This window comes from Calothrix sp. NIES-3974 (assembly GCF_002368395.1).
GTDB lineage: Bacteria > Cyanobacteriota > Cyanobacteriia > Cyanobacteriales > Nostocaceae > NIES-3974.
The window spans coordinates 1,643,110-1,669,254 of record NZ_AP018254.1; the positions used below are offsets into that span (position 1 = coordinate 1,643,110).

The window sequence follows — 26,145 nt, forward strand, 5'->3', positions numbered from 1 at the left end:
CGATATATGAATCAGACGCGATATATGAATCAGACGCGATATATGAATCAGACGCGATATATCGCGTCTCTACATAATTCATACCATGATTCCGCACCATCCTAATCTCCTGTCTCCTAATCATACCAACGTGGTGTATACACCCACACTCCTCCATCATGACGGGGAATGGTTTTCGTGCGACTGGAACCGACAATAATCACTGTTCCCATATCCACCTGTTCCTGATTTAACTCTGCTAGGGTTTGTATAATCACTTCTTCCTTACTTCTAGTCAGGTTTTTCCCCAGAATTACCGGGGTATGGGGGTGACGATAGCGAAGTAAAATTTCTTGAGCTTGGACTAACTGTTGTTTACGGGTTTTCGACACCGGATTATAGAAGGCAATGACAAAATCAGCAGCAGCAGCAGCTTCAATCCGTTGTGCAATGATTGACCAAGGTTTCAGGATATCCGATAGGGAAATGACGCAAAAATCATGACCAATGGGTGCGCCAACTCTTGCTGCTGCGGTTTGTACTGCGGAAATACCAGGTGCAACTTCAATTTCCACCGTTGACCAAGCTGGATTTTTGTCGGTGTCGATGACCTCAAAGACGGCTGTAGCCATTGCGTAAATACCGGGGTCTCCAGAGGAAACAAGGACAACATTTTTACCTGTTGTTGCCAGGTCAAGGGCAAATCTTGCTCGGTCTAGTTCTTGACGGTTATCGGAATCATGGCGGGTTTGTCCGGGTAACAATGGGCCAACTAGGTTTAAGTAGGTGGTATATCCGACTAAATCGGTCGCATTGGCTAAAGCTGTTTGCACTTGGGGAGACATATTCATCTTATCACCGGGTCCAGTGCCAACTATGGTTAATTTTCCCCGTGGTTGTCCGTATTCCTGGGGATGGATAATTTTTGTGCTAATAGCTGCTAAACAGGTGATTTCTGGGGTTGAGACAATCGGAATTATTTCAGAGGTGGATGTTTTCAGGATTTCTGCGACGATTGTGGTTGCATTGACGATGGCATTTTCCCGAAACTCATGGTGGAGAAACCGTAGGGGACGATTTAATTGGTCGGCAATTGCGATAATACTGGGATTTGCACCATCAGTCAGGGGACAGAAAATTCCTGCGATCGCATTAATTGCTAAGTTGTGTTCTGCTAAGGTTGTGAGGATAAGCTCTCTATCGATTTTGAGGTGGTTAGTTGCAAAGTTTTGACTGTGATTACTGGCGATGGCTAAAATAATTTTCTGGGGATGGTATACTAAACAATTGGGACTAGGCTGGGCATTTTTTTCCGTGACTTGAATCGTTAAATTCCCATTGGTCACAATTGGTAATTTACTTTCATATAACCACGGTGCATCCCCGATTAATTTGAGTGTATGACCTGCAATTAAATTGGCAATAAATCCTTTGGCATCCTCTGGATTCGCTAAAATATAACCAGGGGGCGGATTTAACAAAGTAGTGCGAAAACGAATATCCCCCGTAGTTGTAATCCCTGGGGGAATCTCTAGGCGACTGGCGATAATTCTAGCTAAATCATTCACCCCATGTAAACCACCGAGTAGGGGAACCACTGCACTACCATCCTCAGCCACCGCAATCACAGGGGGTTCTAAATATTTATTATTAAGTAAACTAGCCAAAGTCCGAATTAAAATTCCTGCGGCACAAATACCAATTATTGGTGTTCCAACTGTAAATAATTCCCGTAAAGTTGGGCCGAATTCTTCATAAAAAACATCTGCATCAGTCACCCTAGTTGATAGTCCATAAATTTGACCACCTGGTAAATCTTGAATAATCTGTCTGGCTAAGGGAACACTAGTTTGGGTTAGCACGATTACCACGGGTGATGGTAGCAGAGAGAGATTCATGGACTTTGAGATGGAAAATAGGGATTTGCAATTGTTCTTTGAGAACGGACAGGGGTAGGAGCAAGTTATTTTTTTTCAAACACAAACAGATTAGTGGTAGCAATATTAGCCGGAAACCGCCAACGATAGGCAAAATTATTTAACCGCAACAATAACCTTCGAGGAAATCCATCTAGACGACGTTGAATTTCTGATAATTCACCAATTCCCCGATAGTACAATCGCAAACCACGCTCGGCTAAATAATTCACGATACTATCCCCATCAAATCGCCATAGCCACAAGTCCTCATGGTTCATCCGATAACAGTAGCCATCACCAAGTTGCGATCGCACGATTGGGGATAATGGTTTAGATAACATAAATCGGGCCATATTTTCAATTTTATGGTCAAATGCATCCCGATTTGTCAGATACAAAGCTAATTTTCCTCCAGGTTTAACAATCCGTGCTAGTTCATCCAAGGCTTTTTCGACTGCGGGAATATGAATAATTACCCCCCAAGAAAATACATAACCAAAGGAATGATTGGCGAAACTCAACTGAGTTAAATCCATTGGCTGTAAATTCACCCTATCACTCAAATTGCTATCGGCAATTCGATGTTTAGCATGATTTAACATCGTTTCCGAGATATCAATCCCTTGAACTTGATACCCGGCTTTTGCTACCCGTATACTGTGTACACCAGGACCACAACCTGCATCTAATACCGTTGCACCTGGTGGTACATCCATAATTCGCAACATATCCGTGACAGCCCAATCATAATATTTAATGGCAATTGGGTGATAATAATCCACATCCCATTGTTCTACGGTCGTCTGTTGGTTAAATACTGCCTTCATGACCACAATATCCTAACTAGACTGAATTTACCTATATTGAACTTGGTGGTGTGTTTGGCACACTCGATATAGATAAGCATTATTTCCTTGTAAAAAAATATTTCTGGCGATAGATTTTTTTTGAGAAGTTATGCGATTTTGGATTTTAGATTACCCTTCGGTCGGTCCACTAGCCTAAAGGCATGGCTTTCGCCAACGCGTCTATGGATTTTGGATTAAACTTGGATTTCTTTCTCCCTTGTAACCATTCATCAAAATAAAGTTGGCAGACCTCTACAGGGAGTAGGGAGTAAAAGGAAAATTCATCCGTCACTCAAGACTTAATATCGCAACCCCAAATGAATTATAAAATCTGAGATATGGGGTCGTTGACTGTTAACCGTTGACAGTCACCAGTTTCCCGCAGGATATAACTAAAACCTATATTTTCACTACTTAAATCGGATTACTATAAACTTACTTGTGATAAATCCTATATTCTCATACATTCTGGTGTAATGTTTACATAACGCCTACTCCCTACTCCCTGTACAGACTACCCGACAGGTCGTCTCTACTTCCTCTATGTACGAGCAAGAATCATAATTGAGAACCCAACGGGACTGGGTTGAATCTATAATCAAAAATGTAAAATACTTAACATTTGAGAAAAATCTTGGCAATGACTATATACTTTTATAAAGCCAGTGATGCCTACGGTTGTTTTTCCAACTTTTCCCTGCATGGAATCGAAATTCAAGGGACATACTGGATGACCGTTGAGCATTATTATCAATCACAAAAATTTGTTGGTAGTATTGATGAAAAAATTATTCCTTTAATTCAAGCTGCACCAACTCCAGAAATAGCTGCGGCTTTAGGGAGAGATTGTTCTCGCACAATTCGTGATGATTGGGATTTAGTTAAAATCCAAGTTATGAGACGTGCTGTGATGCAGAAATTTTCGACCCATGCAGATATTCGTCATATCTTGTTGAATACTGGTGAGGAAATTTTAATCGAAGATTCACCCAGAGATTATTTTTGGGGGTGTGGTGCAGATAAATCTGGACAAAATCAACTGGGAAGAATTTTGATGGATGTGCGAACAGAACTGCGCCAAGTTTATCATGTCATGGAAACAGAATATTTGTTCCACTAATATCCTTTACGCTCATGCTTGCTACATATTAGGGGCTGTAACCGTTGATTATTATAGTTTCATTTATTGCAAAATACAAGAGAATCGATATAAGAGGATGCTGGTCAAGTATTAATTATCACTATTTTGACTATCGTCCTGACTCTGGACGTGGGGTTATAAAACGGATTTTTCCTTCGAGAGTACAGACGCGACATGTCGCTTCTTTTGCTGCTCCCAAAAACGATAATTCAAGTATTAAAAATGACTTTTTAAACAACCCCTCAGAATGGTTATACAACTTTGCATACTGATTACTGATACATTTCCCTTTTGGTTTGTTGACAGTTAACTGGTGACGGTTGACTGTTGAACTTTAAGTATTAGCTATTTCCAATCAAAGTTCACTGATTGACCGTGTAAAGTATAAATTAGGGGAATAAAAAGAAACTCTAAAATTGACAACGGCTTCAAATAGGATTGTGCTAGGCTGGGGTAACTAGCAATTAAAATTAAAATGGTGAATCATGTCACAAACCGGAAGTTATTCTCGTCCTCAGACGGGTGAAATGCTATCTCCGGATATTCAAAACCCAACCCAACGTCAACCATCTAAGCGTAGATGGTTTTTGCTTATTATTACCACATTTATTCTCGCAACTATCCTATATTGGCAAATAAATATTCATAATTCCCAGACTCCCAACCCTTCTTCCCCTTCCCCAGCAACTACAACAGAAATGATGAATCAGGGAATTATGGCGATGCAAAGTCATAACTATCCCCTGGCAATTACAGCATTTTCTCAGCAAATGGCGCAACAAACCCACATTGCTAGTGCCTATAGTAATCGTTGTTTAGCCTACCTTCAAATCCAAGCATACGAGAATGCGATCGCAGATTGCAACCAAGCCATCAACCTCAATCCCAATAACACGGAAGCCTATTTAAATCGAGGTATCAGCTATTACCAAATCGGCAATTATGAACAAGCCCTCAACAATACTCAACAAGTAATTATCCGCCATCCCGGTGACTTTCGAGCCTACTACAATCGCGGTCTCGCAAACACTGCTCTCGGTAACTATCCCCAAGCCATTCATGATTATCACATAGCCCTGATCAGCTTTACCTGTCACCCTTCCCACCATCCATCCCTACTTGCAGATATTTACAACGACCTGGGTTTAGCCTATTTCCAACTCCACAACCTCAACAGCGCTATAGACCAGTTTAACTTGGCAATTCGCACCTATCCCATCCACGAATTTGCCCATTTTAATCGCGGTTGTAGCTGTGGAAAACAAGGTAATTATCGCGATGCCATCCGTGATTTTAGCCAAGTAGTCAGAATTAATCCCAGCAATACCAATGCCTATGTTAACCGAGGTATGGCTTACCACTATCTCGGTTATGAAAGTGCTGCGATCGCTGACTTAAAAACCGCTATTCAGCAATTTTCCACTCAAAACAACCAAATCGCCTACCAAAAGACCCTCAACCTACTCAAATTTGTACAAACACAAATACATTCCTTCTCCCAAATCGGTTGATTTAATTCGCAAGGGAGTAGGAAGTAGTGAATAGTCTTTGATTCCGATCAACTGGAGGGTATAGAGGAAAACTGTGCTACGCACATCTAAAACATCTACTGCGATGGTGTCATACTAAAAAAGGCTCAAGCAACAAAGGCCTGAACCCTTTACCAGCCAACTTCAAAAAATCAAACAAGGTAATACTAATTTGAAAAATTGAATTAAAACAGATGGAAATATGAAGAGCTTATACAGCAAATATTTCGCAATCTAAAATCCCTAGACGGACAGCAAAATGGTATAAATTATTACTTTATTGTCCCAATTTATTTAGTAACGATTACGACCACCGTAACCACCTCGGTTTCCACCAAAGGAACCTCGATTGTTTTCTCTGGGTTTAGCCTTATTAACCTTTAGGTCACGACCCATCCATTCAGCACCATCAAGGGCTTCAATTGCAGCTTCTTCCTCTGCATCTGAACTCATTTCCACAAAACCAAAACCGCGCAAGCGACCTGTATCACGATCAACGGGAAGCTGCACTCGTTTCACAGAACCGTATTCCGCAAAAACTGCGTTCAAATTATCTTCCGTTACATCGTAAGAAAGATTACCTACATAAACTGACATAGATTGTCTCCGAAATCATAAAACATGTAGAGATTTAATCGTCGGAGAAAAGTCTGTGAATACCAAAAGGAAAAGCCTAACAATTACTAAAACCTATCAATACTAAAAACAAACACTGTCTGCCGAATTAATTCTCAACATACCCCCAGTGTAGCGCACTTTAAAGTATTTAGTGTTTCTTTTACAAAAAGCAACAAAACTTTACATATCGAAAAAATGCCAATGGTGATGACCGAACTCAATCCACCAACCTGGCTACGGAAAACCTAGTCTAATATTTAACTTTGAAAACCAGAATTTATACTTTGTTATTGGAGGAAAATGTGATATATATTCTTTACGATTGCGGGATTTGCGCATAAACTACCTATTTACATTAGGGCATCAAGCTAGGGGAGTGATCGCAGGTGAAGATATTAGGCAATCTCAAAGCCTAATTTTTCCCTTGATAAGGTCGCAAGACCGAGATTCCCGTCAGGGACAGTTCCAAAATAAAATAATCGAAATCAAGTAAATGGTTTATAAACATGAATACCCAAGCTAGTCTACCATGTCCTTTGGACACAACTAAACCATGTAAATAACTCATTCCTTGCTTGTAGATAGGGAGTGGAGAGTAGGGAGTCGGGAGTCGGAATCAGCTATTTTCCTGTTTGGTTGTGGGTTTTTCCCGTGAAGAACTGACTTGAAAGTGAGAGGGGGAAAACGGCCTTTATCTTCAAGAATGTGCATCTACGGTTCTAGTGTAAGCATTAGATTGAGGCTACTCCCAACTTCCTGCTTCCTACTCCCTGTTTACAAGCACGACTTTAGGTTGAAGAAGCACCTACAACCTGAATGAGGAAAAATAAAATAGTATTAATAAAAGGGCTAGACATTCTATCGCACAAATAGAATGATTATTCTTGGATTGAAAACACTGTAAAAAAAAGCACGATAGGCGATATGCAACGCGAGCAAAATGTATGCCTATTGCCGCAAGCAGATAACCAGACGTTGATGGCAACTTTGGATACCTACACTGACTTGGCAGTAGCTCTATTAACCCATTACAGTTTTGATTTAGGTGGATACGAACCGCAGGAGATTGTCAACCAATGGCAAAGACATTATCCAGTGAATTGGTTGCATTTGGCAGTAATAGAAGCCCTTTACCAAGGTCGCTACAAAGCTTTTTCGGTACAGCAGATACTATCCATGTGGCATCGTCGCCAACATGCAACTTACCATTTTAACATGGAATTTGAGCGATTAATTTGTAGTAAGTTTCCGGTGAATTTGACTGAAACTCAACCATTGGCGTTACCTGGGACATCATCCTCCTATACAACAAAAAATCAGCGATCCCATTCCCAGCAACAAATGCATTTACTCAATGGTAGTGGTTATGATAGCACTATAAATCCAGAAATTCCTAACCATGATTCCCATCGTCTCTCTCCGGAGGATCGGAAACAGCCATATCAAAATTTGCCAGTTGACATTCCCTCCCCAGAAAGCGGTGAAAACGGTCAATTCGCAACCAAATCAACCTACCAAACCGTCAATCCTCCCATCCCCCATTTTCAACCCCAGCAAAGTCAACCGATCACCAGGGGAAATATTACCCAGAGAAATGATTCTAGGGATAATTTTAGCGAAAAATTAACAGCACAAATCGAGAAATCATCATCCACAACTAATCATCCCCCCATTGGTCAATTCACACCCACAGAGGATAATTCCTCCCTCACCTTCACCTCAAAATTACATGCAATGGTCGCAACGGAATAGTTATAGTCCGTGGAAATGAGCTATTTTCTGGTTTGGTTGTGTCCCAAGGATATGGGGATAGTCCGTAGAGACGACCCGATGGGTAGTCTTTACAGGGAGTGGTGGTCTGTGCCATTAATTTTGATGAGTAAAGAAAGGCATGTAGTAGCCTACCAGGTCAATTTTACCGGGTTCATGCTTCTTCCTGCTCCCCACTCCCTACTTCTCCTGTATACAAGCTGAAAACAAAAATCAAAGCCGTTCTCACAAAGAAAAGAACGGCTTAATTAACTGGATATAGTTTTAAATTATTCTCAACTTGCAAAACTGAAAATTTCAGTATTCAAAACACAGTTTTCCCCAGAACCAGTAAAGTCTGTCAAGTTGAGATCGATGAGATTGCATAGGATTGCAAATACTAAACTGCGGGTTCTTCGTTCGGACAGTCAAAAACGATCATGAAATTTGTACCTGGAGCTGTGCGTTGCAATAATTGCATCCGTCCTTCTGCATCGGAACGACTGCGGAAGCGAGCAACAACCTCTCGACTCATATCCGGTAGTAAACGCGCGATCGCCCACCCTTTGAGTTTAGCTCGATATTTATTTGCAGAATTTTCGTCAATTGTGTGGAAGGAAACTGTCGCTTGTGTCATGATATATGTTATCCTTTTCTAATTTCGTCTGCGGCAGTAGTTCTTCCTTTCGGGGGATGAACTATTGCCGATTTATGTATTTGTCACCTGGATATCACAGTAATTTGGGAACGTCAAGGGTATAGAACCACTCTTTTAGTCAATTTCCGGTGAAAGTTGCTTTACTGATTCCGCAAAAATTATGCATTTATACCCAAATATGGGGATATTTTCCCTTTAACGGCGAATTTGTACATAAGTATTTTGGGGTAAATTCCTTCCCGTCAACCAACTAAGCGAACCACCTCTCCAAAGGGAAAATTATTTGAATCCAAACCTCCAGGAGTAACAACCCACAATACAGGTAACTGGGGTTTTTCCTCTGGGAAAGTACCATAGCCATCGGTTAAATAGACAATGACACTGGTGGTTTGACCATCCCAGACCTGAGCAATATGCTCAAAAAATGTGGTAAAACTGGTTCCTCCACCTCCTTCCGGGGTGGGAATCGCTGTGGAAGCATCTAATTGGTAGGGACCGTACACTTCCACATCAACGAAATATAGTTGACACTGAACGTGGGGATAGGAACGCAGGATTCCCCGTACTTCAGTGAAAAAATTACCTAAACTATCGTTATTTATGGAACCACTGGTGTCGATGGCTACGTAAACATGGAGGGATTCACCCTGGAGACTTTCGAGATATAATTTATTGCCGATAAATCGGCGGTCAAATCCGGAAAAGTCATTCGGGGTTTGGACTAGATATCGCCAGAGATAGCTACGCCAATCTAGTTGAGAAGAGTTAGCAGCAGTAAATTCCCGTGTCATCCCCCCTGGTAATTCGCCTTTGTCTTGATTTTGGGAAATTATAGCTGCATGTTGCAGAGCATTACGCCAATGGGATTCCATTTCTTGTTGACGGGACACCTCGATTGTTGATTGTTGATTGGATTCTTGGTTTTGATCGTCGTTATCGGTGGAGTTTGTTTCCCCTTCCTCATTAGTAATAGGAACTTCAAGCAGGTCAACCATTGCTAATTCGGGTAAATTTTCTTGATTTTGGATGAGTAATTCATAAATTTCTTCAACGCTAAAATTTTCTAAATTTTCGTCCCGAATTGCTCCATCAGGTAAATCAAATTGACCTGATTGTTGCATGATAATGCCATTAGTCACAATATCGGCTGCAATATTCCATACGTGACTATCCCGTACACCTCTACGTGTAACATGAAGTAGGGCCGCATGTAAGACTTCATGTAGTAGTAATCCGTCTTGTTGTCTCGGATTTAAATTGAGGAAATATTCGGGATTTATATAAATATCTCTGCCGTTTGTCGCGGCAGTTTCGACTTTATTGGTGGGGATAAATTTGGCAAATAAAGCGAGTGTGGCAAAGAAGGGTGATTTAGTTCGTAAGCGTAAAACTGCGGCACTGATGGCTTTAGTAATGGGGGAATTCATGGGATTTTAGATTTTAGATTTTGGTTATTCAGTATCTTTTGTACTCAATTTGCTTGATGTAATTCAGAAAGATTTTGAGCGATGGAAAATCATCTTTATTCTCCAGATATAACGGTTTATTATCACCTTTTTTCTTTATTACCTATTCCCTCCTCCTGGCTGTAAATTGGATATCAAAATTAGTATATAACTTAGATTTTTGGATTTTATTTGTAATCGGATTTTGAATAATTTGCAGGTGTGTCTAGTTAGATAGGTGGGATTAAATATAAAATTTCAAGATGATGAGAATTACTTTTCAAGTCATCACAGGAAATGACCCGTCGGGTCGTCTCTACATAATTCAAAAATCATCACAAATCGGCATCTAGAATTTTGTATTCTGCTAATACTGCTTGCATTTCTTGATGGTGGCTACTTTCTTCGGTGAGCATATTTTGGGCAAATTGCCTAATTTCTTGATAGGTTGCATCCGTTTCATCAATCCCATCAAACAGAGATTTATACATTGCGATCGCACGATTTTCATGTGCAATACTGGCAGCTAAAATTTCTTGGATTGAATAATCTGTCGGTTGTTCTAGGGATGCAATTCTAGGTTTAGGTATTCCCCCTAAACTAATAAAAAATTTTCCGGCTCTTTGTGCATGTTCTAGGGATTCAGTCGCTTGTTCGCGCAAAAAATCGATAATCGGACTTTTTTGACAATCTATTACTAAGAGAGAATAGTGGGTATAGCGAATTGCTCCTGCTAATTCAAATTCGACGATATTTTGGAGCAGTTCGAGAATTTCTTGATGGCTTAGTTTGAACATTAGTTTAGTAAGTTTAGTAATTACTTTCGAGGATTTTCTGGTGTGCGCTACAAAATTTAGCTTTAATTTATAATCGCAGCTACATGTAAAGATGAATTCTAGACAATCATTGTGATAATTAAATTTGTGTCAAGAATAGAGAATATAGGTGTGCTTCTTGACTTCATATAGGTCTTCAGAATCTCAATTACTGTATTTTTGATCAACGATTGTCATCCATCCTGGATTATACTGATTTCTTGGTAATTATTTTGTATAAAATATCCAGTCTGGAAAAAATTTGAACTAAAAATATCCCCAACCTATTCATCAAAGTCGGGGAATGTTTCCAAGATACTGAAGATATGCACTTTTTGAACTAACTGGAACCAGTTCTATTTTTGCGGGATCGGTATTTTGTTACTAGTTTGAGGTGGGGTAGAATTCAAACTACGCAAATAGAGACCACCAACAGAAATTAAAAAGACAATATAACTGACTGCTTGTACCAGATAAATGTATTCTCGATAACCAAATAGGGATTTGAAAAGAATTCCGGGAAATTCTTTTTCCGGTAGCAATTTAGTTCCATCCCACACCAATGGTCCTAATATGCAAGAATGGACTGGAGCAAATTGTTCAGAGTAGAAACATAAACCCGTCGCATCTGGATTTGCTAATACTAAAGCAGTCATTGTTTGATCGATTCGCTTCCAAGCTGTCATCACTAATCCGGATACAATTAAAATTAACAGTACACCCATCACCTGGAAAAATAGACGAATATTAATCTTAACACCCAATTTAAATAGTAATACTCCAATTCCAGCCGCAACAAATACCCCTGCTAATGCTCCTAAACTCGCAGCTAGACCATTTCTAAAACTACCAGTAATAAATAAAACTGTTTCTAAACCTTCTCGCACAACCGCAACTAAAATTAAACTAAAAACCCCCCAACCAACCCCTTTTTCCTGTTGTAAAGCTTCCGTCAACACACCTTCAACCTGAGCTTTCATCAATCGCGCTTGTCGAGTCATCCAAATCAACATCCAACTCAGCATGGCGATCGCTAATATACAGAATACACCTTCGTAGGTTGGTTCAATAATACCTGTGTACTGAGGATAGGTTGCTTCCAAAACAGTAACCACCCCATTCAACAAAAATCCTAACAAGGCACTGGTAACAATACCAACTCCTACCCCCGTATAAACCCAGATATTTAGATGGGAGCGATGGGCTTTTTTCAGAAATGCTAAAACAATCCCGACAACTAAAGCTGCTTCTACACCCTCTCGCAGTGTAATCAAAAATGTTGGTAAACCTGTACTTAAATCCATAGGTAGCTGGGAAAAATTAAAGTCATCTTAATTTCTTGATATTGCCATGTTTATCGCTGTTACATGACCGATATCTTTACTTTTAAGATGACACACCTTAATTGATTTCCTCACTGAAATCATCTGAATTACGGCTTTAGTAAATCCTATTAGCTAAAATCCCGTAACATTTTTTTCAGTTCCAAATTATGTAACTCTTCTTGACCAATCATTGTCCGGGCGAATTCCTCTAAGTATATACTCGCATCACTGACAACGCTTAATAGCTTTTTATACAAATCCAGCGCAGTACGTTCATGGGACAAGCTTTCTTCCAAAATATCTTTGACAGTATGCTTGTAGCTTTCTTCCATCGGTGCAATTTTCAGACTCGGATGTCCGTCCAAACCAGTGAGAATTTCACCAACCTGCTGCGCATGTAGTAGAGATTCACTCGCTTGTGCTTTAAAAAAATCGACAATGGGAATCCGATTGGGACCTGTCACCATCAGGGAATAGTGAGTATAACGGACAACTCCCGCAAGTTCAAATTCCATGATGGAATTGAGCAAATCAATGGCTTTTTGTTGGTCTAGTTCTCGCATTTGCAGTCAAATATGGGTGTCGATAGGTCAATAAAAATATGCGGAAGACGAACTTCCAGGTTTCTTCATTAGCAGTTTCGGTGGTAGTGTCACCTGGATGGGTATCGTCATTATGTAGTTATAAAATGGTCATATCCTCCGCATTTCCATTATTTTAACCTCAGCTTAAACTTTTGTTATCAAAATTCTCGAATTACTCAATTATTCCGGTTTCAACCTGGACTTGGAGCAAATTCTGATTAAGGTTTATCACTCCCTTGCTCAAAATACGGGTCATTGATTTTTATGATTAGTTCTACTAATTAATCGCTATTTTTTCGCAATTAATCTGAACTATCATAGGCTTTTTAGTAACTTATGTCAATAACTGAAAATTGAAGATTATATTTACAGTAGTTTACAATAGGGATGCGGTATGTTGCGTCTGTTGGTATAAGTATCCGATAGGGCGTACCAGCGTACTCACGATTTATTGTTAGTCAATCCCAAATCAAAATGCCTATACAAGTATGGATACAAACCATTGGTAGAGGACTATACCAACTCGGTTCGGCTGTATTGTTGTTTTATATGCCGATTGTGTTTGTGAATTATGGTAACTTGTCAGCGACGGAGGTTGGTTTAGCAGTTGGTGGTGGTTCGGTTGCTGGATTTGCTGGTAATATTCTGGGTGGAATTCTCACCGATTCCCAATTATTTGGGCGTAAATATACCTTATTGGGTGCGAGTATTTTTGCAATTATTGCCTGCGCGTTCGCGACAATAACTGTCAATTTTCCCTTATTATTGTTAGCAAATATTATCTTTGGCTTGAGTACGGGTTTATACTGGACATCCGCCGATGCTTCCGTGATGGATGTAACTACTCCGGAACAGCGACAGACAGCATTTTCCTGGTTAGGGGTAGCAGATAATCTCGGTTTCGGGATGGGAACCCTGGGAGGGGGATTGTTGTTAAAGGTGGTAAAACCAGCCGAATACGTCTTTGCTGCTGGGGGGATTACCTTTGGGGTTTTACTGTTATTATTTGCCCTAGGGGCAAAGGAAACCCGTGTAGCAGGGGAAAGTCACCAGATGCAAAAGGGTTGGCTGACGGCATTAACGGATTCCCGGTTAATGATTTATCTATTGGTGAATACCCTATTTATTATGTATATTGCTCTGGTGGGAGGAACCCTACCCCTTTATTTTGTTAACTTTGGTGGGACTACGGATGCCGTGGTGGCTAACTTATTTACATGGGGTTATGTGGGGTTAGGAGCGTTATTACAGGTTCCCGTGATTAGAGCGATCGCGGCTTTAAATTATCTACATGCCTTAATGGTATCGATGGGTGTATGGGGTGTGGGTTTTGGGATTGTGGCGATTTTAGGTAATTATGCAGATATGACGGAAATATCTCAATTGGGAGTATTTGCCGTATTTGCGATCGCAGCAATTATATATAAACCCACTTCATCAGCCTGGATTTCCGAACTTGCACCCGCAAATCTGAGGGGAGCTTACACTGCGATCGCCTATCAATGTTGGACTATCGGCTATGTAATTGGACCAATTATTGGTGGTTGGGCAATGGATCAACCGCGGAATGTAGCCCAGTATACCTGGTTGGGGATTGGTCTGAGTACTTTGTTCGGTCTATTGGTGTTGCAAATTTTGAGCAGACAAAATCAATCAACTCAGATCATTGAAAATCAGCAGTAACAGCACTTACCTAACCTATAATTTAGGGGTAATTGATGAATTGGGTCTGATGCCATTAATGACGAGGTAGAGAATTGCCTACTCCACTCCGATTGAAGATGCGGGTAGAAATCATGGTAGTTTTCAATTCCTTATGGATGCATTCAGACACCAAATAAATATCATGTCCCAAGATATTTATTATATGCAATCGATAGCAAAATATAACCGTTTTACCGATAATTGAACTGCATCACTTATCGGCTCCATTTTATGGCGTTTTTTTGGCTGGTGATTTTACAAAATCAGCTTTAGAACAGTTGAGAAATAATGGCTTTGCTATCATTTATATTCCTTATCTAGATGTTGTTTCAGGATTTAGGGAAATTAGTTTTGATATTGGATTTGATGAACAAACTCCAGACGAAATCTATACTAAAGCTTCTCAAAAATTAGCTCGTCTGAGTCGTGACGAAAAAGAAAGACTACGACAGGCAATAATGGGAGTGTCTCAATCGGAGATTAACCAGTTTATGGATAGACTCATAAATTGTTTAGAACGTTATATCGTTAAGGTAACGCTGATTCCCCTTTTTAGTCATAGGTATGAATTTGACACGATAGATGCTGCAATTAAATCTATCAATAGCATTGATATTCGTAATCCTAACGGTGTGTTTACAAGATTTGAAGTTATTATCGATTACAATAACAACGACACAATTAGAGCAGCCTTTCAAGATAAAGCTGCATTGACGGATTTTATGCGCAAAATAGGAAGTCAATCTGTATTATCTCCCTCCTGTTCCCAAAAACTAGATCCGCTTTCTGGACAAAATGCTTTACATTAATTAAAGTTCTCCAGAGATCAGCGTATGTCAGAATCCTCCCAGGGTCGGAAAGTAGTTGTAGTTGGTGCAGGTTGGTCTGGATTGGGTGCAACCTATCACTTAGCAAAACAAGGTTATGATGTCACCTTGCTGGAAGCGGGTGCTTATCCTGGGGGTTTGGTTGCGGGTTGGAAAACACCGGGGGGTCGGTCGGTAGAAGCGGGGATTCATGGATTTTGGTATCCCTACCGCAATATTTTTTCTTTGGTGGATGAATTAGGGATTAATCCGTTTACCGATTGGACGCGTTCGAGTCAGTATTCTCCCTTGGGATTGGAGGTGGAGTCACCAATTTTCCAGGATTTACCCCGTTTACCTAGTCCTTTGGGTACTTTTATCTACACAAAGTTTCAGCGTTTACCCTTGGTTGACAGGTTGAGTGCGTTACCGTTGTTGTATGCGGTGGTGGATTTTGATAATTCGGATGAGGCTTGGCGCAGATATGATTGTGTGACCGCAAGGGAGTTGTTTAAGCAGTTTGGGGTTTCGGCTCGGTTATATCGGGAAGCCTTTGAACCGATGTTGTTGGTGGGGTTATTTGCACCAGGGGAACAATGTTCGGCAGCCGCGACCTTGGGGATGTTGTATTATTTTATTCTTGCTCACCAACCGAATTTTGATGTGGTGTGGTGTCGGGGAACAGTGGGGGAAAAAATCTTTCGTCCTTGGGTAGAAAGGATTGAGAAGTTAGGGGGAAAGATTTATGCAAATCGTCGGGTGACTGATGTGATTACCGAGAATAATCGAGCGACGGGGGTGGTGTGTGGTGAGGAGGTTTTTGCCGCAGATGCGGTGATTTTTGCTGTGGGGATTACCGCGATGAAAAAGATAGTTGCTGGTAGTCCGAGTTTACGGAATCGCAAGGAATTTCGCGAAGTATCTAATTTGGGTGGAATTGACGTTTTAGCAACTAGATTGTGGTGTGATACTCCACGGGAGTCGCTACGCGATACTCCACAGGAGTCGCTACGCGATACTCCACAGGAGTCGCTACGCGATACTCCACAGGAGTCGCTACGCGATACTCCACAGGAGTCGCTACGCGATACTCCACAGGAGTCGCTACGCGATCGCAAGATTAATATACCTCGTCCTTCCAATGCTTGTTTTGGTTTTGATAAAACCACGGGTTGGACGTTTTTTGATTTAAATGCTTTGCATGATGAATATCGAGATGAACCTTTAACCGTGATTGAGGCAGATTTTTATCACGCAAATCAACTTTTACCCCTATCAGATGAAGAGATTATTTCCATCGTTAAAGGGTATTTAAAAACCTGCATCCCTGAATTCGCTCAAGCAAATATTATCGATAGTAGTGTAATTCGCTTACATCAAGCTGTTTCCCATTTCGCTCCTGGAAGCTATCGTTATTTATTACCAGCCCAAACCAGTTTCGATAATATTTTTATGAGTGGGGATTGGATTGTCAATCGTCACGGTTCCTGGTCCCAAGAAAAAGCCTATGTCACAGGATTGGAAGCTGCTAATTTAGTTATTTCCCATTTTCAAACTGGAAATTATGCCAATATTATTCCTGTGGAAGCAGACGAAGCACATATTCAAGCACTGCGGGAGATTAATAAAAGTGTACGCGATATTGCTAAATTAGTTTTACCCAATTTTTGGCTACCATAGGTGATTATAGGTGATTATTTGCCATCGGGAGTGGGGAGTGGGGGGTAGGTAATAGTGTAGCTGGGGGGGTGACAATCTAGTTTGAAAGGCTTATCACATAATTCAACTCATTTTCTATCTCTGCTTGTAGTAGGGCTTTAGCGCTATAGGTGAAGTCTTCATAGGGAGTAGGGATTAGTACAGACATGTAGCATCTATGCTCAAAACCCGACTTCTGGGACAACTATTTGGCAAAAATATTTTTCAGCAAACCTCTTGTGGTTGCGTTTATAGGATATTTTTATTTATCAAATATTCATTATCTTTACAGTAAAAATACGATGGAAGACAGGTTTATGTTCCTTCTACAATTTCAGCAATAACATTTGAAAATGTAGAAAATGTAAAGTATTTTTAATTCATGAATTATGAGCATTCAAAAACTTTTAGATTGGATTGTGAATGTGGGGATTCAGGGCTTCGGGGTGCTACCTCCTGCCGAGAAAGTAGCTGAAGATCATTTGAGTAACTGTGGAAATGACTGTGAAAAAGCGATAGATTCAATTATATCCTGGAGAACAACTTACGCTGCCACCACAGGATTCGTAACAGGCCTAGGCGGTTTAGCCGCCCTACCTCTTAGCATTCCTGCCTCTTTTGCCTCATCCTATGCTTTGGCGGCAAATACATCAGCGGCTATAGCCTTTCTCAGGGGATACGACATTCAGTCTGATCAGGTACGTACTTTCATACTACTAACACTAATTGGGGATTCAACAACGGAAATATTTAAAAATGCTGGCATTAATTTAGGAACAAAAGTCACTAAATCCCTGATTAGCCAAGTTCCCGGTAAGGTGTTAATAGAAATCAACAAAAAAGTAGGTTTCAGATTAATTACTAAAGCTGGAGAAAAAGGAGTTATCAACTTAATGAAATTAGTACCTCTAGCAGGTGGAATGGTTGGAGCTTTCTTTGACGGAGCTTTTGTGAATAAGTGTGGAAATACGGCCAAAAATATGTTTTCTAAAAATGATGACAATGATAATAACATAATTTGCGTTAGGTGAGAAGTCGGATTTTTAGAAGGGTCATCTTGTTTCATAGATGTTTTTCCTCAAAACCCGACTTCTTTTCTTGGGAAATGTGAACAGCTTATCAGTAGGTGGGTTAAGTAATTATTACTTGCTTGTGGTAGCGCTAAAGATAATTGTAGTAGTAGCACTACTTTACGTAACTTGCTTACCGCGAAAGTGGATGAAGGCTTCGCCTTTAGTGCGAAAGCACAACTAAGAGCGAGCCAAATAAGTTCATTACATAGTCCTGGTAATCCAAAATCTCAAATCCAAAATCCAAATTAGGGTATTATCTAGCGCTCATTTGCAAAATCTTCGCTTCTTCCTCCTGACTAATTACCCTTCCTTCATCTACAAAACCTGATATTTGGTCAAAGTTCAAATATCTATACAAATTGTCGGCGAAGGGCTGGATTTTCTCGCCGACAATTTGCAAATATTCCTGTACTGTGGGGATTCTCCCTAATAATGCACAAACTGCGGCTAATTCGGCGGAACCGAGGTACACCCGTGCGTCTTTACCCATGCGGTTATTAAAGTTGCGGGTGGAGGTGGAAAATACGGTGGTTCCATCTGCAACTCTGGCTTGGTTCCCCATACATAGACTACATCCTGGCATTTCGGTACGGGCATTAGCGGCAACAAAAATATCATATACCCCTTCTTTTCTCAGCTGGGTTTCGTCCATTCTTGTGGGGGGTGCAATCCAAAGTCTGGTGTTGACTTGACCTGCTCCTTCTAATACCTTGGCGGTAGCGCGGTAATGACCGATATTGGTCATGCAGGAACCGACGAATACTTCCTGTACCGGGTCTCCCGCTACTTCCGAGAGAAGTTTCACATTGTCGGGGTCATTAGGTGCAGCGACGATGGGTTCTTTGATTTCGTTCAGGTCAATTTCAATTATTTCCGCATATTCCGCATTGGAGTCTGCCTCCATTAATACCGGGTTGGCTAGCCATTCCTCCATCTTGGCAACGCGACGGAGGATGGTGCGGGCATCTCCATAACCCCGTGCAACCATGTTTTTCAACAGTGCCACGTTGGAGCGCAGGTATTCGGAAACGGTTTCGATACTGAGTTTAATTGTACAGCCAGCGCAGGAACGTTCGGCGGTAGCATCGGTGAGTTCAAAGGCTTGCTCCACCTTCAGGTTGGGTAAACCTTCGATTTCCATGATTTTACCAGCAAAGATATTTTTCTTGTTCTGTTTCTCAACCGTGAGTAAACCCCTTTGGATGGCGACGTAGGGAATGGCATTGACGATATCCCGCAGGGTGACACCGGGTTGTAATTCGCCTTTAAACCGGACTAAAACGGATTCAGGCATATCTAAGGGCATTACCCCCAAGGCTGCGGCAAAAGCAACCAAACCGGAACCAGCAGGAAAGGAGATACCCAGGGGGAAACGGGTGTGGGAATCGCCACCTGTTCCGACGGTATCGGGTAATAGCATCCGGTTTAACCAGGAGTGGATAATACCATCACCGGGACGTAATGCCACACCTCCCCGTTGGGCGAAAAAGTCTGGTAGTTCCCTATGGGTAATAATATCCACCGGTTTGGGATAGGCAGCAGTGTGGCAGAAACTTTGCATGACCAAATCGGCAGAGAAACCCAAACAAGCCAGTTCCTTGAGTTCGTCGCGGGTCATGGGTCCGGTGGTGTCCTGGGAACCGACGGTGGTCATAATTGGTTCGCAGGATGTACCAGGACGGACTCCGGGTAAACCGCAGGCTTTACCAACGATTTTTTGTGCCAAGGTATAACCTTTACCGGTGTCTTGGGGGGGTTGGGGACGGGTAAAGACGGTGCTGGGAGGTAATCCCAAGGCTGCACGGGTTTTGTCGGTGAGACTGCGACCGATGAGGAGGGGAATACGTCCACCTGCACGCACTTCGTCGAGAATGGTATCAGGTTTGAGTTGGAAGGTGGAAATGATTTCCCCTTTTTCGTTGGTAATTTCGCCTTTGTAGGGGTGGATTGTGATTACCATTCCCGTTTCCATCTGGGTGACATCGCATTCGATGGGTAATGCACCTGCGTCTTCGGCGGTGTTAAAGAAGATTGGGGCAATGGTTCCACCGAGGATGTAACCACCAGCGCGTTTATTGGGGACGAAGGGGATATCTTGACCCAGATGCCAAAGGAGGGAGTTGATGGCGGATTTACGGGAGGAACCAGTACCAACCACATCACCGACATAGGCTACAGGATAGCCTTTTTGTTTTAACTGGGCAATAGTTTCCAAACTACCGGGTTGACGAGTTTCCAACATTGCCAAAGCGTGGAGGGGAATGTCGGGACGGGTGGTAGCATGGGTGGCGGGGGAGAGGTCGTCGGTGTTTGTTTCTCCAGGAACTTTAAATACGGTGACGGTAATTGCTGCGGGGAGGGTGGGACGGGAAGTAAACCAGTTGGCCTCAGCCCAGGAATCTACTACTTGTTGTGCCCAGGGATTAGTTGCAGCCAAGTCGATGACATCGTGGTAGGCATCGTAAACGAGGGTGATGTGAGATAGGGCTGTGGCAGCAGCTTGGGCGAGGTGGCTATCCTCAGACTGGAGTAGCTCAATCAAAGCACCTACATTATAACCTCCTAACATAGTCCCCAACAAAGCGATCGCATTTTCCGGAGCAATCACGGGACTGGTTATTTCCCCCTTGGCAATCCCTGTGAGAAATCCGGCTTTAACATAGGCTGCTGGATCAACACCAGGGGGAACGCGATCGCGAAGTGTGGGCAAAGCCCAATCGCGTATCAATCCCAGTAAATATTCCTCTTCTCCGGCGGGAGGATTTTTCAGTAATTCACACAGTTCTGATGTTTGCTGTGCATCTAGTGGTAGGGGTGGTATCCCCAGGGCGGCGCGTTCGGCAACATGTTGACGGTATGATTCCAGCATTCTACTCTCCAATTCTGATCCAAATTATTTGGTGTTGACGGTTACTTAGCCAGTGCGATTTATGGTTCCCGATGTCAACACCAACTGAATACAGCACCTACCTAAAAATCAAAATTTGTCTGGCAAGGGCTTATAATTACCACTGTATAGCCACTATGGCTGGGATTGGAATCAATAGCAGTTTTTCTTGCGATTCGCGTAGTGATTCCTGTGGAGTATTGCACCACATCATCCAGGTACAAGCTGGCTAGTTGGTTTTAAACTTAGTTGATTACATTCCTCGCAACTTTATTGATATGACTCAAACCTATACGGTAGAAATTAACCATCAAGGACAAAGTTTAACAATCCAAGTTCCGGAAAACGAAACCATTTTATCGGTAGCGGAAAAACAAGGTTTGGAATTACCTGCATCTTGTCATGCTGGAGTTTGTACCACCTGCGCAGCAAAAATTACCAATGGTGGTACTGTTGATCAAAGTGAAGGTATGGGTGTTAGTCCGGATTTGCAAGCTGAAGGCTATGTATTATTATGCGTTGCCTATCCCCGTTCCGATTTGAAAATTATTACTGACCAGGAAGAAATTGTTTATCAAAAGCAGTTTGGTAAGTAGGTGGGTGGTAAAAATTGTCGGGGAAATCAGGGAGTAAAGACGACCTGTCGGGTTGTCTGTACGGGAGTAAGGCTGGGAGACGAATGAACGGTTGCGTTGCGGTTTTATGTTTAATTGCACCGACCTACTTAAATAGTTCAGAGGAGACAGGAGACAGGAGGAGTACTCTGGTGTTGAATCTTAATTCTTCCTAAATCTTGAATCTTCTGGGAAAGACCAATCCAATGGCTGATTTTCATCGATCTTTGGATTCTAAAACTTCATTTTCTAAAGCCTTGCGAGCAACTTGAGTCACATAAATGGTGACAGCAACAGTAGCGATGAAGCCAATAATCCGAATTGTCCACTGTACACCCGGATTACCAGGTTGAGATGCAGTGCCAATTGTGGCAATATTACCAGCTAAGGAACCGATATAAACATACATAATTGTGCCAGGTATCATACCGATAGAGGCAACCACGTAGTCTCTGAGGGAAACTCCCGTCAACCCATAGGCATATTTCAATAAATTAAAAGGAAACACAGGAGAAAGTCGGGTTAACAGGACGATTTTTAATCCTTCCCGACCTACAGCTTCATCAATCGCGCGAAATTTCTTATTTCCAGCAATTTTCTTAGCAACCCACCCCCTCGCCAAATAACGTCCAACTAAAAAAGCAGCCGTCGCACCGATAGTTGCACCAATAAACACGTAGACTGAACCCATCACCACACCAAAGACGACACCTGCACCTAGAGTCAGGATTGACCCTGGTAAAAAAGCAACAGTGGCCACAATATAGAGAAGTATAAATGCTAATGCTCCCTCAGTACCCAGACCGTTAATCCACAGTAAAGCATCCTTTAACCAGATTTGGGGATTAAATCCGGAAACCCTTTGTGCTGATTCTTGTCCTAAAGCTGGTTCTGTGGTGAATACAAGAGTCAGAGCAAATGTCATCAGCACCAGGAACATAAATTTAGCTGGAAATTTATATTTAATAAATCTTTGCTGATTCCTAGTTGACATTTCGGGGATGGTTTTATTTTTATTAGGACTTACGCACTCGTTGTGAGAAATCAAGTGTTTGGGATTGCTTCCTAAGGTCGCGATGACGGTGTTTACGTGGTCTTTGGGTAGGTCCTGTTCATGTGGGGAAACAGTCCAATTCAGATTTACAGATTGGTGCATAGGTGATTTCTTCCAGTTTCAAAAATATTTTTGCTTAGTTAGTTTTTAATTTGTGCTTAACCCGGATTTCTCACAAATTCCGAAAGAATTAAGAATCTGCCTACATGTAATACTTACACCGAAAACTGTAGATGCACGTAGTGCAACTTCTCTTTGAGATGAAAGTGTTTTTCCCATTCCCTACACCTGATTTACAAACAAGGAATGACCTATTTTCTAGTTTGGCTGTGTTCAAATAAGATGGATGACATCCTGCAAATCGCCTGTGTTTTTGATTATGCAACTTGAATATTAAACTAATATTAAAACCTCAAAATCTTTTCCAGAGTTCCATCCAAATTTGAGTAAGTATTTAAGCTATTTACCCTGGATTAGGCTGAACCAGTTTATGAGACAATAGGAATGTTTTTATTTGGGCGATCGCTAGTGTCTTCATGAAAACCTTCCCATCTCCCGAAGCGCTACGGCGTTTTCCTTTTGGGCTGGCAGATATTGCCGTCATTCTTGGTACTTTGGTTCTACTGGCATTGATTGCTCAGATTGGGGCTGGGGCACTGGTTAGTTTTAAACCTCCGGAAATTGTGCCCACAATCGATCTCAATCCACGGAACTTGCCGTACTATGCAGGGCGATCGACCCTGCGCATGTTTATTGCCCTGTTTTTTTCTACCCTGTTCACGCTGGTTTATGGCTACATTGCAGCCAATAGTCGCCGAGCTGAACAGGTGATGATCCCACTGCTGGATATTTTGCAATCTGTTCCCGTACTGGGATTTCTTTCAATTACGGTGACCGGCTTTATCGCCTTGTTTCCGGGTAGCTTACTCGGACTGGAAGCAGCTTCTATCTTTGCGATATTTACCAGTCAGGTCTGGAACATGACCTTTTCCTTCTATCAGTCCCTACGGACGATTCCCAAAGAACTCGATGAAGCGGCGACCCTCTACCAACTTTCGCGTTGGCAACGATTTACAAAGCTGGAAGTTCCATCGGCCACAATTGGACTACTGTGGAATGCCATGATGAGCTTTGGTGGGGGCTGGTTTTTTGTGGCGGCTAGTGAAGCCATTAGCGTGCTCAATCAGGAGTACACCCTACCAGGGATTGGCTCCTATGTCGCAGCTGCGATCGCGGCTGAAAATTTGGTGGCGTTGGGCTGGGCTTTGCTGACCATTGCGATTGTGATCGTGTTGGTGGATCAGTTATTTTGGCGACCCCTAATTGCCTGGTCAGACAAATTTCGCATGGAGCAAAGTGCTTCCGGGTCAGTACCGGAATCCTGGGTGTATGACCTGTTACAAGCGGCACGGATTCCGCGAATGCTAGGCAAGGCACTTACCCCAGTTAGGGAAACTATTAACGGTGTTTTGTCTCGACTCACCCGCTCCCAATCCACTATTCAACTTGATACCACACAACAACAGAGCGATCGCCTGTATAACTTCGTTTTACTGGTGATTATTGGTTTCCTTGTTGCCTGGGCGTTGCATTTTATCCTGACTACAGTGGGCATAGGGGAAGTGTTCAAAACCTTTGGACTCGGTATTCTGACCCTGCTGCGGGTGACAGTCCTCCTGGTGTTTGCCACGGTAATTTGGACACCTATCGGCGTGGCAATCGGATTTAACCCCAAGTTGGCCCGTACTCTACAACCTGTGGTGCAGTTCCTCGCCTCCTTTCCGGCCAACTTCATTTTTCCCTTTGCCACCCTGTTTTTCATCCGTACCAACATTAGCATCGAATGGGGGAGCATTTTGCTGATGGCACTAGGGGCACAGTGGTATATTCTGTTCAACTCAATTGCTGGCGCTCAGAGCATTCCCACTGATCTGCGGGAAATGGCTACAGATATTGGTTTGAAAGGTTGGCAGCGTTGGCGGAAACTAATTATTCCCGGTATTTTCTCGGCTTGGGTAACGGGAGGCGTAACCGCAAGTGGGGGAGCCTGGAACGCCAGTATTGTATCCGAAGTTGTGGCTTGGGGATCGACGACCCTGACCGCCACTGGATTAGGTACCTATATTGCAGAAGCCACCTTTGCCGGAGATTGGCCCCGCATCACCCTTGGTATTGGTATGATGAGTCTGTTTGTCGTGGGTTTGAACCGTCTGCTATGGCGAAAACTCTATCAGTTAGCCGAAGCGAAATATCATCTCTAGGGAAGGCAATATTATGATGACAGAAGCAACTTCGACGAATTTAAATTTAATTGCCGTCGAGCAGGTTTCTAAAAGTTTCCCCCTACCTGATGGGAAAGGAGAGTTTACGGTTCTCAGTGGTGTGAGTTTAATCGTCAAATCCGGTGAGGTTGTGGCCTTACTTGGACGTAGTGGTAGTGGTAAGAGTACCCTATTGCGAATTATGGCGGGTTTGATTCCACCCAGCGAAGGTCAGGTTTTCAGTAGTGGTAAGCCACTGCGCGGTGCAAACAACGATGTGGCGATGGTGTTTCAAAGTTTCGCCCTATTGCCTTGGTTAACGGTTCTGGAAAATGTAGAATTAGGTTTAGAAGCACGGGGAGTTAAGCGAGAGGAACGCCGCCAACGGGCACTGAAAGCCATTGACCTAGTGGGTTTAGATGGTTTTGAAAGTGCCTATCCGAAAGAGTTATCAGGTGGTATGAAGCAGCGAGTCGGCTTCGCACGGGCATTTGTACTAGAACCCCAGGTGCTGTTTATGGATGAACCCTTTAGTGCCCTGGATGTTCTCACCTCGGAAAACCTACGGGGTGAAATTGATGACCTGTGGAATGCGAAAACCTTCCCATCTAAAAGCATTTTGATTGTCACCCACAATATTGAAGAGGCAGTATTTTTAGCTGATCGGGTGGTGATTTTAGGGTCAAATCCGGGGCGTATTCGCGGAGAGGTGATGATTGACCTACCCCGTCCTCACGATCGCACCCATCCCCGCTTTGCTTCCCTAGTTGATTATATCTACACCGTCATGACCAACCCGGAAATCGAAGTGACAGGGAAAGTGTCTGATAAGACTGTGCCACCCTCAGAAATCGCATCTCCCTATGCGATCGCTTTACCCCATGTACGAGTGGGTGGTATCAGTGGTTTATTGGAGCTGATTGTTGATCGTCCATCCGGGACAGATGATATTCCTCGACTAGCCGATCGGTTGCAGTTGGCGGTAGACGACCTGTTACCGATTTTGGATGCTGCCGTACTACTAGGATTTGCCGAAGTTTCTCAAGGGGATGTGCGACTGACTGAAATTGGACAAGACTTTGCCACCACCACCATTCTACGTAGTAAAGATATCTTTCGACAGCAGGTTCTAACCCATGTTCCTGTTTTAAGCAGCATAGTCCAAACCCTGCAAGAAAAGCGCAGTGGTTCCATGCGAGCGGATTTCTTTCTCGATCTATGGGATGAACATTTCCCCCACGAGGAAGCCGAACGCCAATTCGCCACAACGGTTGATTGGGGGCGTTATGCGGAGCTATTCGAGTATGATGCTGGTGAAGGACGACTTTATCTATCGGAAACTAACCCTGGGTTAGAGCATCCTGTACCCTTGGGTAGTAATCAAGACGGCTAATACCGTTTTACTTTATTGCTTTATAGAGACTGAGGAGGAAATGTT

20 protein-coding genes are annotated in these 26,145 nt (G+C 42.5%); 10 read left to right on the forward strand and 10 right to left on the reverse strand.

Translation table 11 applies throughout. From position 1 onward, the window contains the following. Positions 1 to 116: 116 nt before the first annotated feature. Together cobJ and CDC37_RS06430 are read right to left on the reverse strand one after the other, a co-directional pair. Positions 117 to 1,877, reverse strand: a complete 1,761-nt coding sequence (gene cobJ, locus CDC37_RS06425; protein ID WP_096621014.1) for a precorrin-3B C(17)-methyltransferase — start codon at positions 1,875 to 1,877, stop codon at positions 117 to 119. Between the two features lie 65 nt (positions 1,878 to 1,942). Continuing rightward, positions 1,943 to 2,725, reverse strand: coding sequence for a class I SAM-dependent methyltransferase (locus CDC37_RS06430; protein WP_096621015.1), 783 nt, complete (start codon positions 2,723 to 2,725; stop codon positions 1,943 to 1,945). Positions 2,726 to 3,386: 661 nt separating this feature from the next. Between CDC37_RS06430 and CDC37_RS06435 the strand changes: the two genes are divergently transcribed. After that, complete coding sequence (locus CDC37_RS06435; RefSeq protein WP_096621016.1) at positions 3,387 to 3,866, forward strand: NADAR family protein; 480 nt, start codon at positions 3,387 to 3,389, stop codon at positions 3,864 to 3,866. Positions 3,867 to 4,372: 506 nt separating this feature from the next. Continuing rightward, positions 4,373 to 5,398 carry a tetratricopeptide repeat protein gene (locus CDC37_RS06440; RefSeq protein ID WP_231943235.1) on the forward strand — a complete coding sequence of 342 codons (1,026 nt, stop codon included), beginning with the start codon at positions 4,373 to 4,375 and terminating at the stop codon, positions 5,396 to 5,398. Positions 5,399 to 5,710: 312 nt separating this feature from the next. Here the strand turns inward: CDC37_RS06440 and CDC37_RS06445 are convergent, their stop codons facing one another. Continuing rightward, on the reverse strand, positions 5,711 to 6,013 hold the full coding sequence (locus CDC37_RS06445; RefSeq protein ID WP_096621017.1) for an RNA recognition motif domain-containing protein: 303 nt from the start codon (positions 6,011 to 6,013) through the stop codon (positions 5,711 to 5,713). 945 nt (positions 6,014 to 6,958) lie between these two features. On the opposite strand from CDC37_RS06445, the gene CDC37_RS06450 reads away from it, so the two are divergent. Next, positions 6,959 to 7,786, forward strand: coding sequence for a hypothetical protein (locus CDC37_RS06450; protein WP_157780667.1), 828 nt, complete (start codon positions 6,959 to 6,961; stop codon positions 7,784 to 7,786). 397 nt (positions 7,787 to 8,183) lie between these two features. Here the strand turns inward: CDC37_RS06450 and CDC37_RS06455 are convergent, their stop codons facing one another. The 5 genes from CDC37_RS06455 to CDC37_RS06475 form a co-directional block, all read right to left on the reverse strand. Then, positions 8,184 to 8,420 carry a hypothetical protein gene (locus tag CDC37_RS06455; protein ID WP_096621019.1) on the reverse strand — a complete coding sequence of 79 codons (237 nt, stop codon included), beginning with the start codon at positions 8,418 to 8,420 and terminating at the stop codon, positions 8,184 to 8,186. 263 nt (positions 8,421 to 8,683) lie between these two features. Then, the gene (locus CDC37_RS06460; protein ID WP_096621020.1) at positions 8,684 to 9,868 is read right to left on the reverse strand and encodes a vWA domain-containing protein; all 1,185 of its coding nucleotides are present in this window, start codon (positions 9,866 to 9,868) and stop codon (positions 8,684 to 8,686) included. A 353-nt stretch (positions 9,869 to 10,221) separates the two neighbouring features. Continuing rightward, positions 10,222 to 10,683: a ferritin-like domain-containing protein gene (locus CDC37_RS06465; RefSeq protein WP_096621021.1), complete on the reverse strand. Its 462-nt coding sequence runs from the start codon at positions 10,681 to 10,683 to the stop codon at positions 10,222 to 10,224. Between the two features lie 374 nt (positions 10,684 to 11,057). Further along, a complete protein-coding gene (locus CDC37_RS06470) occupies positions 11,058 to 12,005 on the reverse strand; it encodes an FTR1 family iron permease (protein WP_096621022.1) in 948 nt (315 codons plus the stop codon). A 149-nt stretch (positions 12,006 to 12,154) separates the two neighbouring features. Then, entirely contained in the window at positions 12,155 to 12,589 is a 435-nt protein-coding gene (locus CDC37_RS06475; protein WP_096621023.1) for a ferritin-like domain-containing protein, read from the reverse strand. Between the two features lie 495 nt (positions 12,590 to 13,084). Between CDC37_RS06475 and CDC37_RS06480 the strand changes: the two genes are divergently transcribed. The 4 genes from CDC37_RS06480 to CDC37_RS06495 all read left to right on the forward strand — a co-directional run bounded on the left by CDC37_RS06480 (position 13,085) and on the right by CDC37_RS06495 (position 17,849). Next, positions 13,085 to 14,293: an MFS transporter gene (locus CDC37_RS06480; RefSeq protein ID WP_096621024.1), complete on the forward strand. Its 1,209-nt coding sequence runs from the start codon at positions 13,085 to 13,087 to the stop codon at positions 14,291 to 14,293. A 263-nt stretch (positions 14,294 to 14,556) separates the two neighbouring features. Continuing rightward, the gene (locus CDC37_RS24870; protein ID WP_197707046.1) at positions 14,557 to 15,123 is read left to right on the forward strand and encodes a hypothetical protein; all 567 of its coding nucleotides are present in this window, start codon (positions 14,557 to 14,559) and stop codon (positions 15,121 to 15,123) included. Between the two features lie 24 nt (positions 15,124 to 15,147). Next, positions 15,148 to 16,800 carry a hydroxysqualene dehydroxylase gene (locus CDC37_RS06490; protein WP_096621025.1) on the forward strand — a complete coding sequence of 551 codons (1,653 nt, stop codon included), beginning with the start codon at positions 15,148 to 15,150 and terminating at the stop codon, positions 16,798 to 16,800. A gap of 407 nt (positions 16,801 to 17,207) precedes the next feature. After that, positions 17,208 to 17,849, forward strand: a complete 642-nt coding sequence (locus tag CDC37_RS06495) for an EcsC family protein (protein ID WP_096621026.1) — start codon at positions 17,208 to 17,210, stop codon at positions 17,847 to 17,849. 295 nt (positions 17,850 to 18,144) lie between these two features. Here CDC37_RS06495 and acnB read toward each other — a convergent pair whose 3' ends face one another. Continuing rightward, the gene (gene acnB, locus CDC37_RS06500; protein WP_096621027.1) at positions 18,145 to 20,760 is read right to left on the reverse strand and encodes a bifunctional aconitate hydratase 2/2-methylisocitrate dehydratase; all 2,616 of its coding nucleotides are present in this window, start codon (positions 20,758 to 20,760) and stop codon (positions 18,145 to 18,147) included. A 296-nt stretch (positions 20,761 to 21,056) separates the two neighbouring features. Here acnB and CDC37_RS06505 point away from each other — a divergent pair, with 296 nt between their 5' ends. Continuing rightward, positions 21,057 to 21,374 carry a 2Fe-2S iron-sulfur cluster-binding protein gene (locus CDC37_RS06505; RefSeq protein ID WP_096621028.1) on the forward strand — a complete coding sequence of 106 codons (318 nt, stop codon included), beginning with the start codon at positions 21,057 to 21,059 and terminating at the stop codon, positions 21,372 to 21,374. Positions 21,375 to 21,609: 235 nt separating this feature from the next. On the opposite strand, the gene CDC37_RS06510 is transcribed toward CDC37_RS06505, so the two are convergent. Then, complete coding sequence (locus CDC37_RS06510) at positions 21,610 to 22,386, reverse strand: TVP38/TMEM64 family protein (protein ID WP_096625966.1); 777 nt, start codon at positions 22,384 to 22,386, stop codon at positions 21,610 to 21,612. Positions 22,387 to 22,982: 596 nt separating this feature from the next. Here CDC37_RS06510 and CDC37_RS06515 point away from each other — a divergent pair. Next, the gene (locus CDC37_RS06515) at positions 22,983 to 24,707 is read left to right on the forward strand and encodes an ABC transporter permease (RefSeq protein ID WP_096621029.1); all 1,725 of its coding nucleotides are present in this window, start codon (positions 22,983 to 22,985) and stop codon (positions 24,705 to 24,707) included. A gap of 13 nt (positions 24,708 to 24,720) precedes the next feature. After that, positions 24,721 to 26,100, forward strand: a complete 1,380-nt coding sequence (locus tag CDC37_RS06520) for an ABC transporter ATP-binding protein (protein WP_231943237.1) — start codon at positions 24,721 to 24,723, stop codon at positions 26,098 to 26,100. Positions 26,101 to 26,145 lie beyond the last annotated feature (45 nt).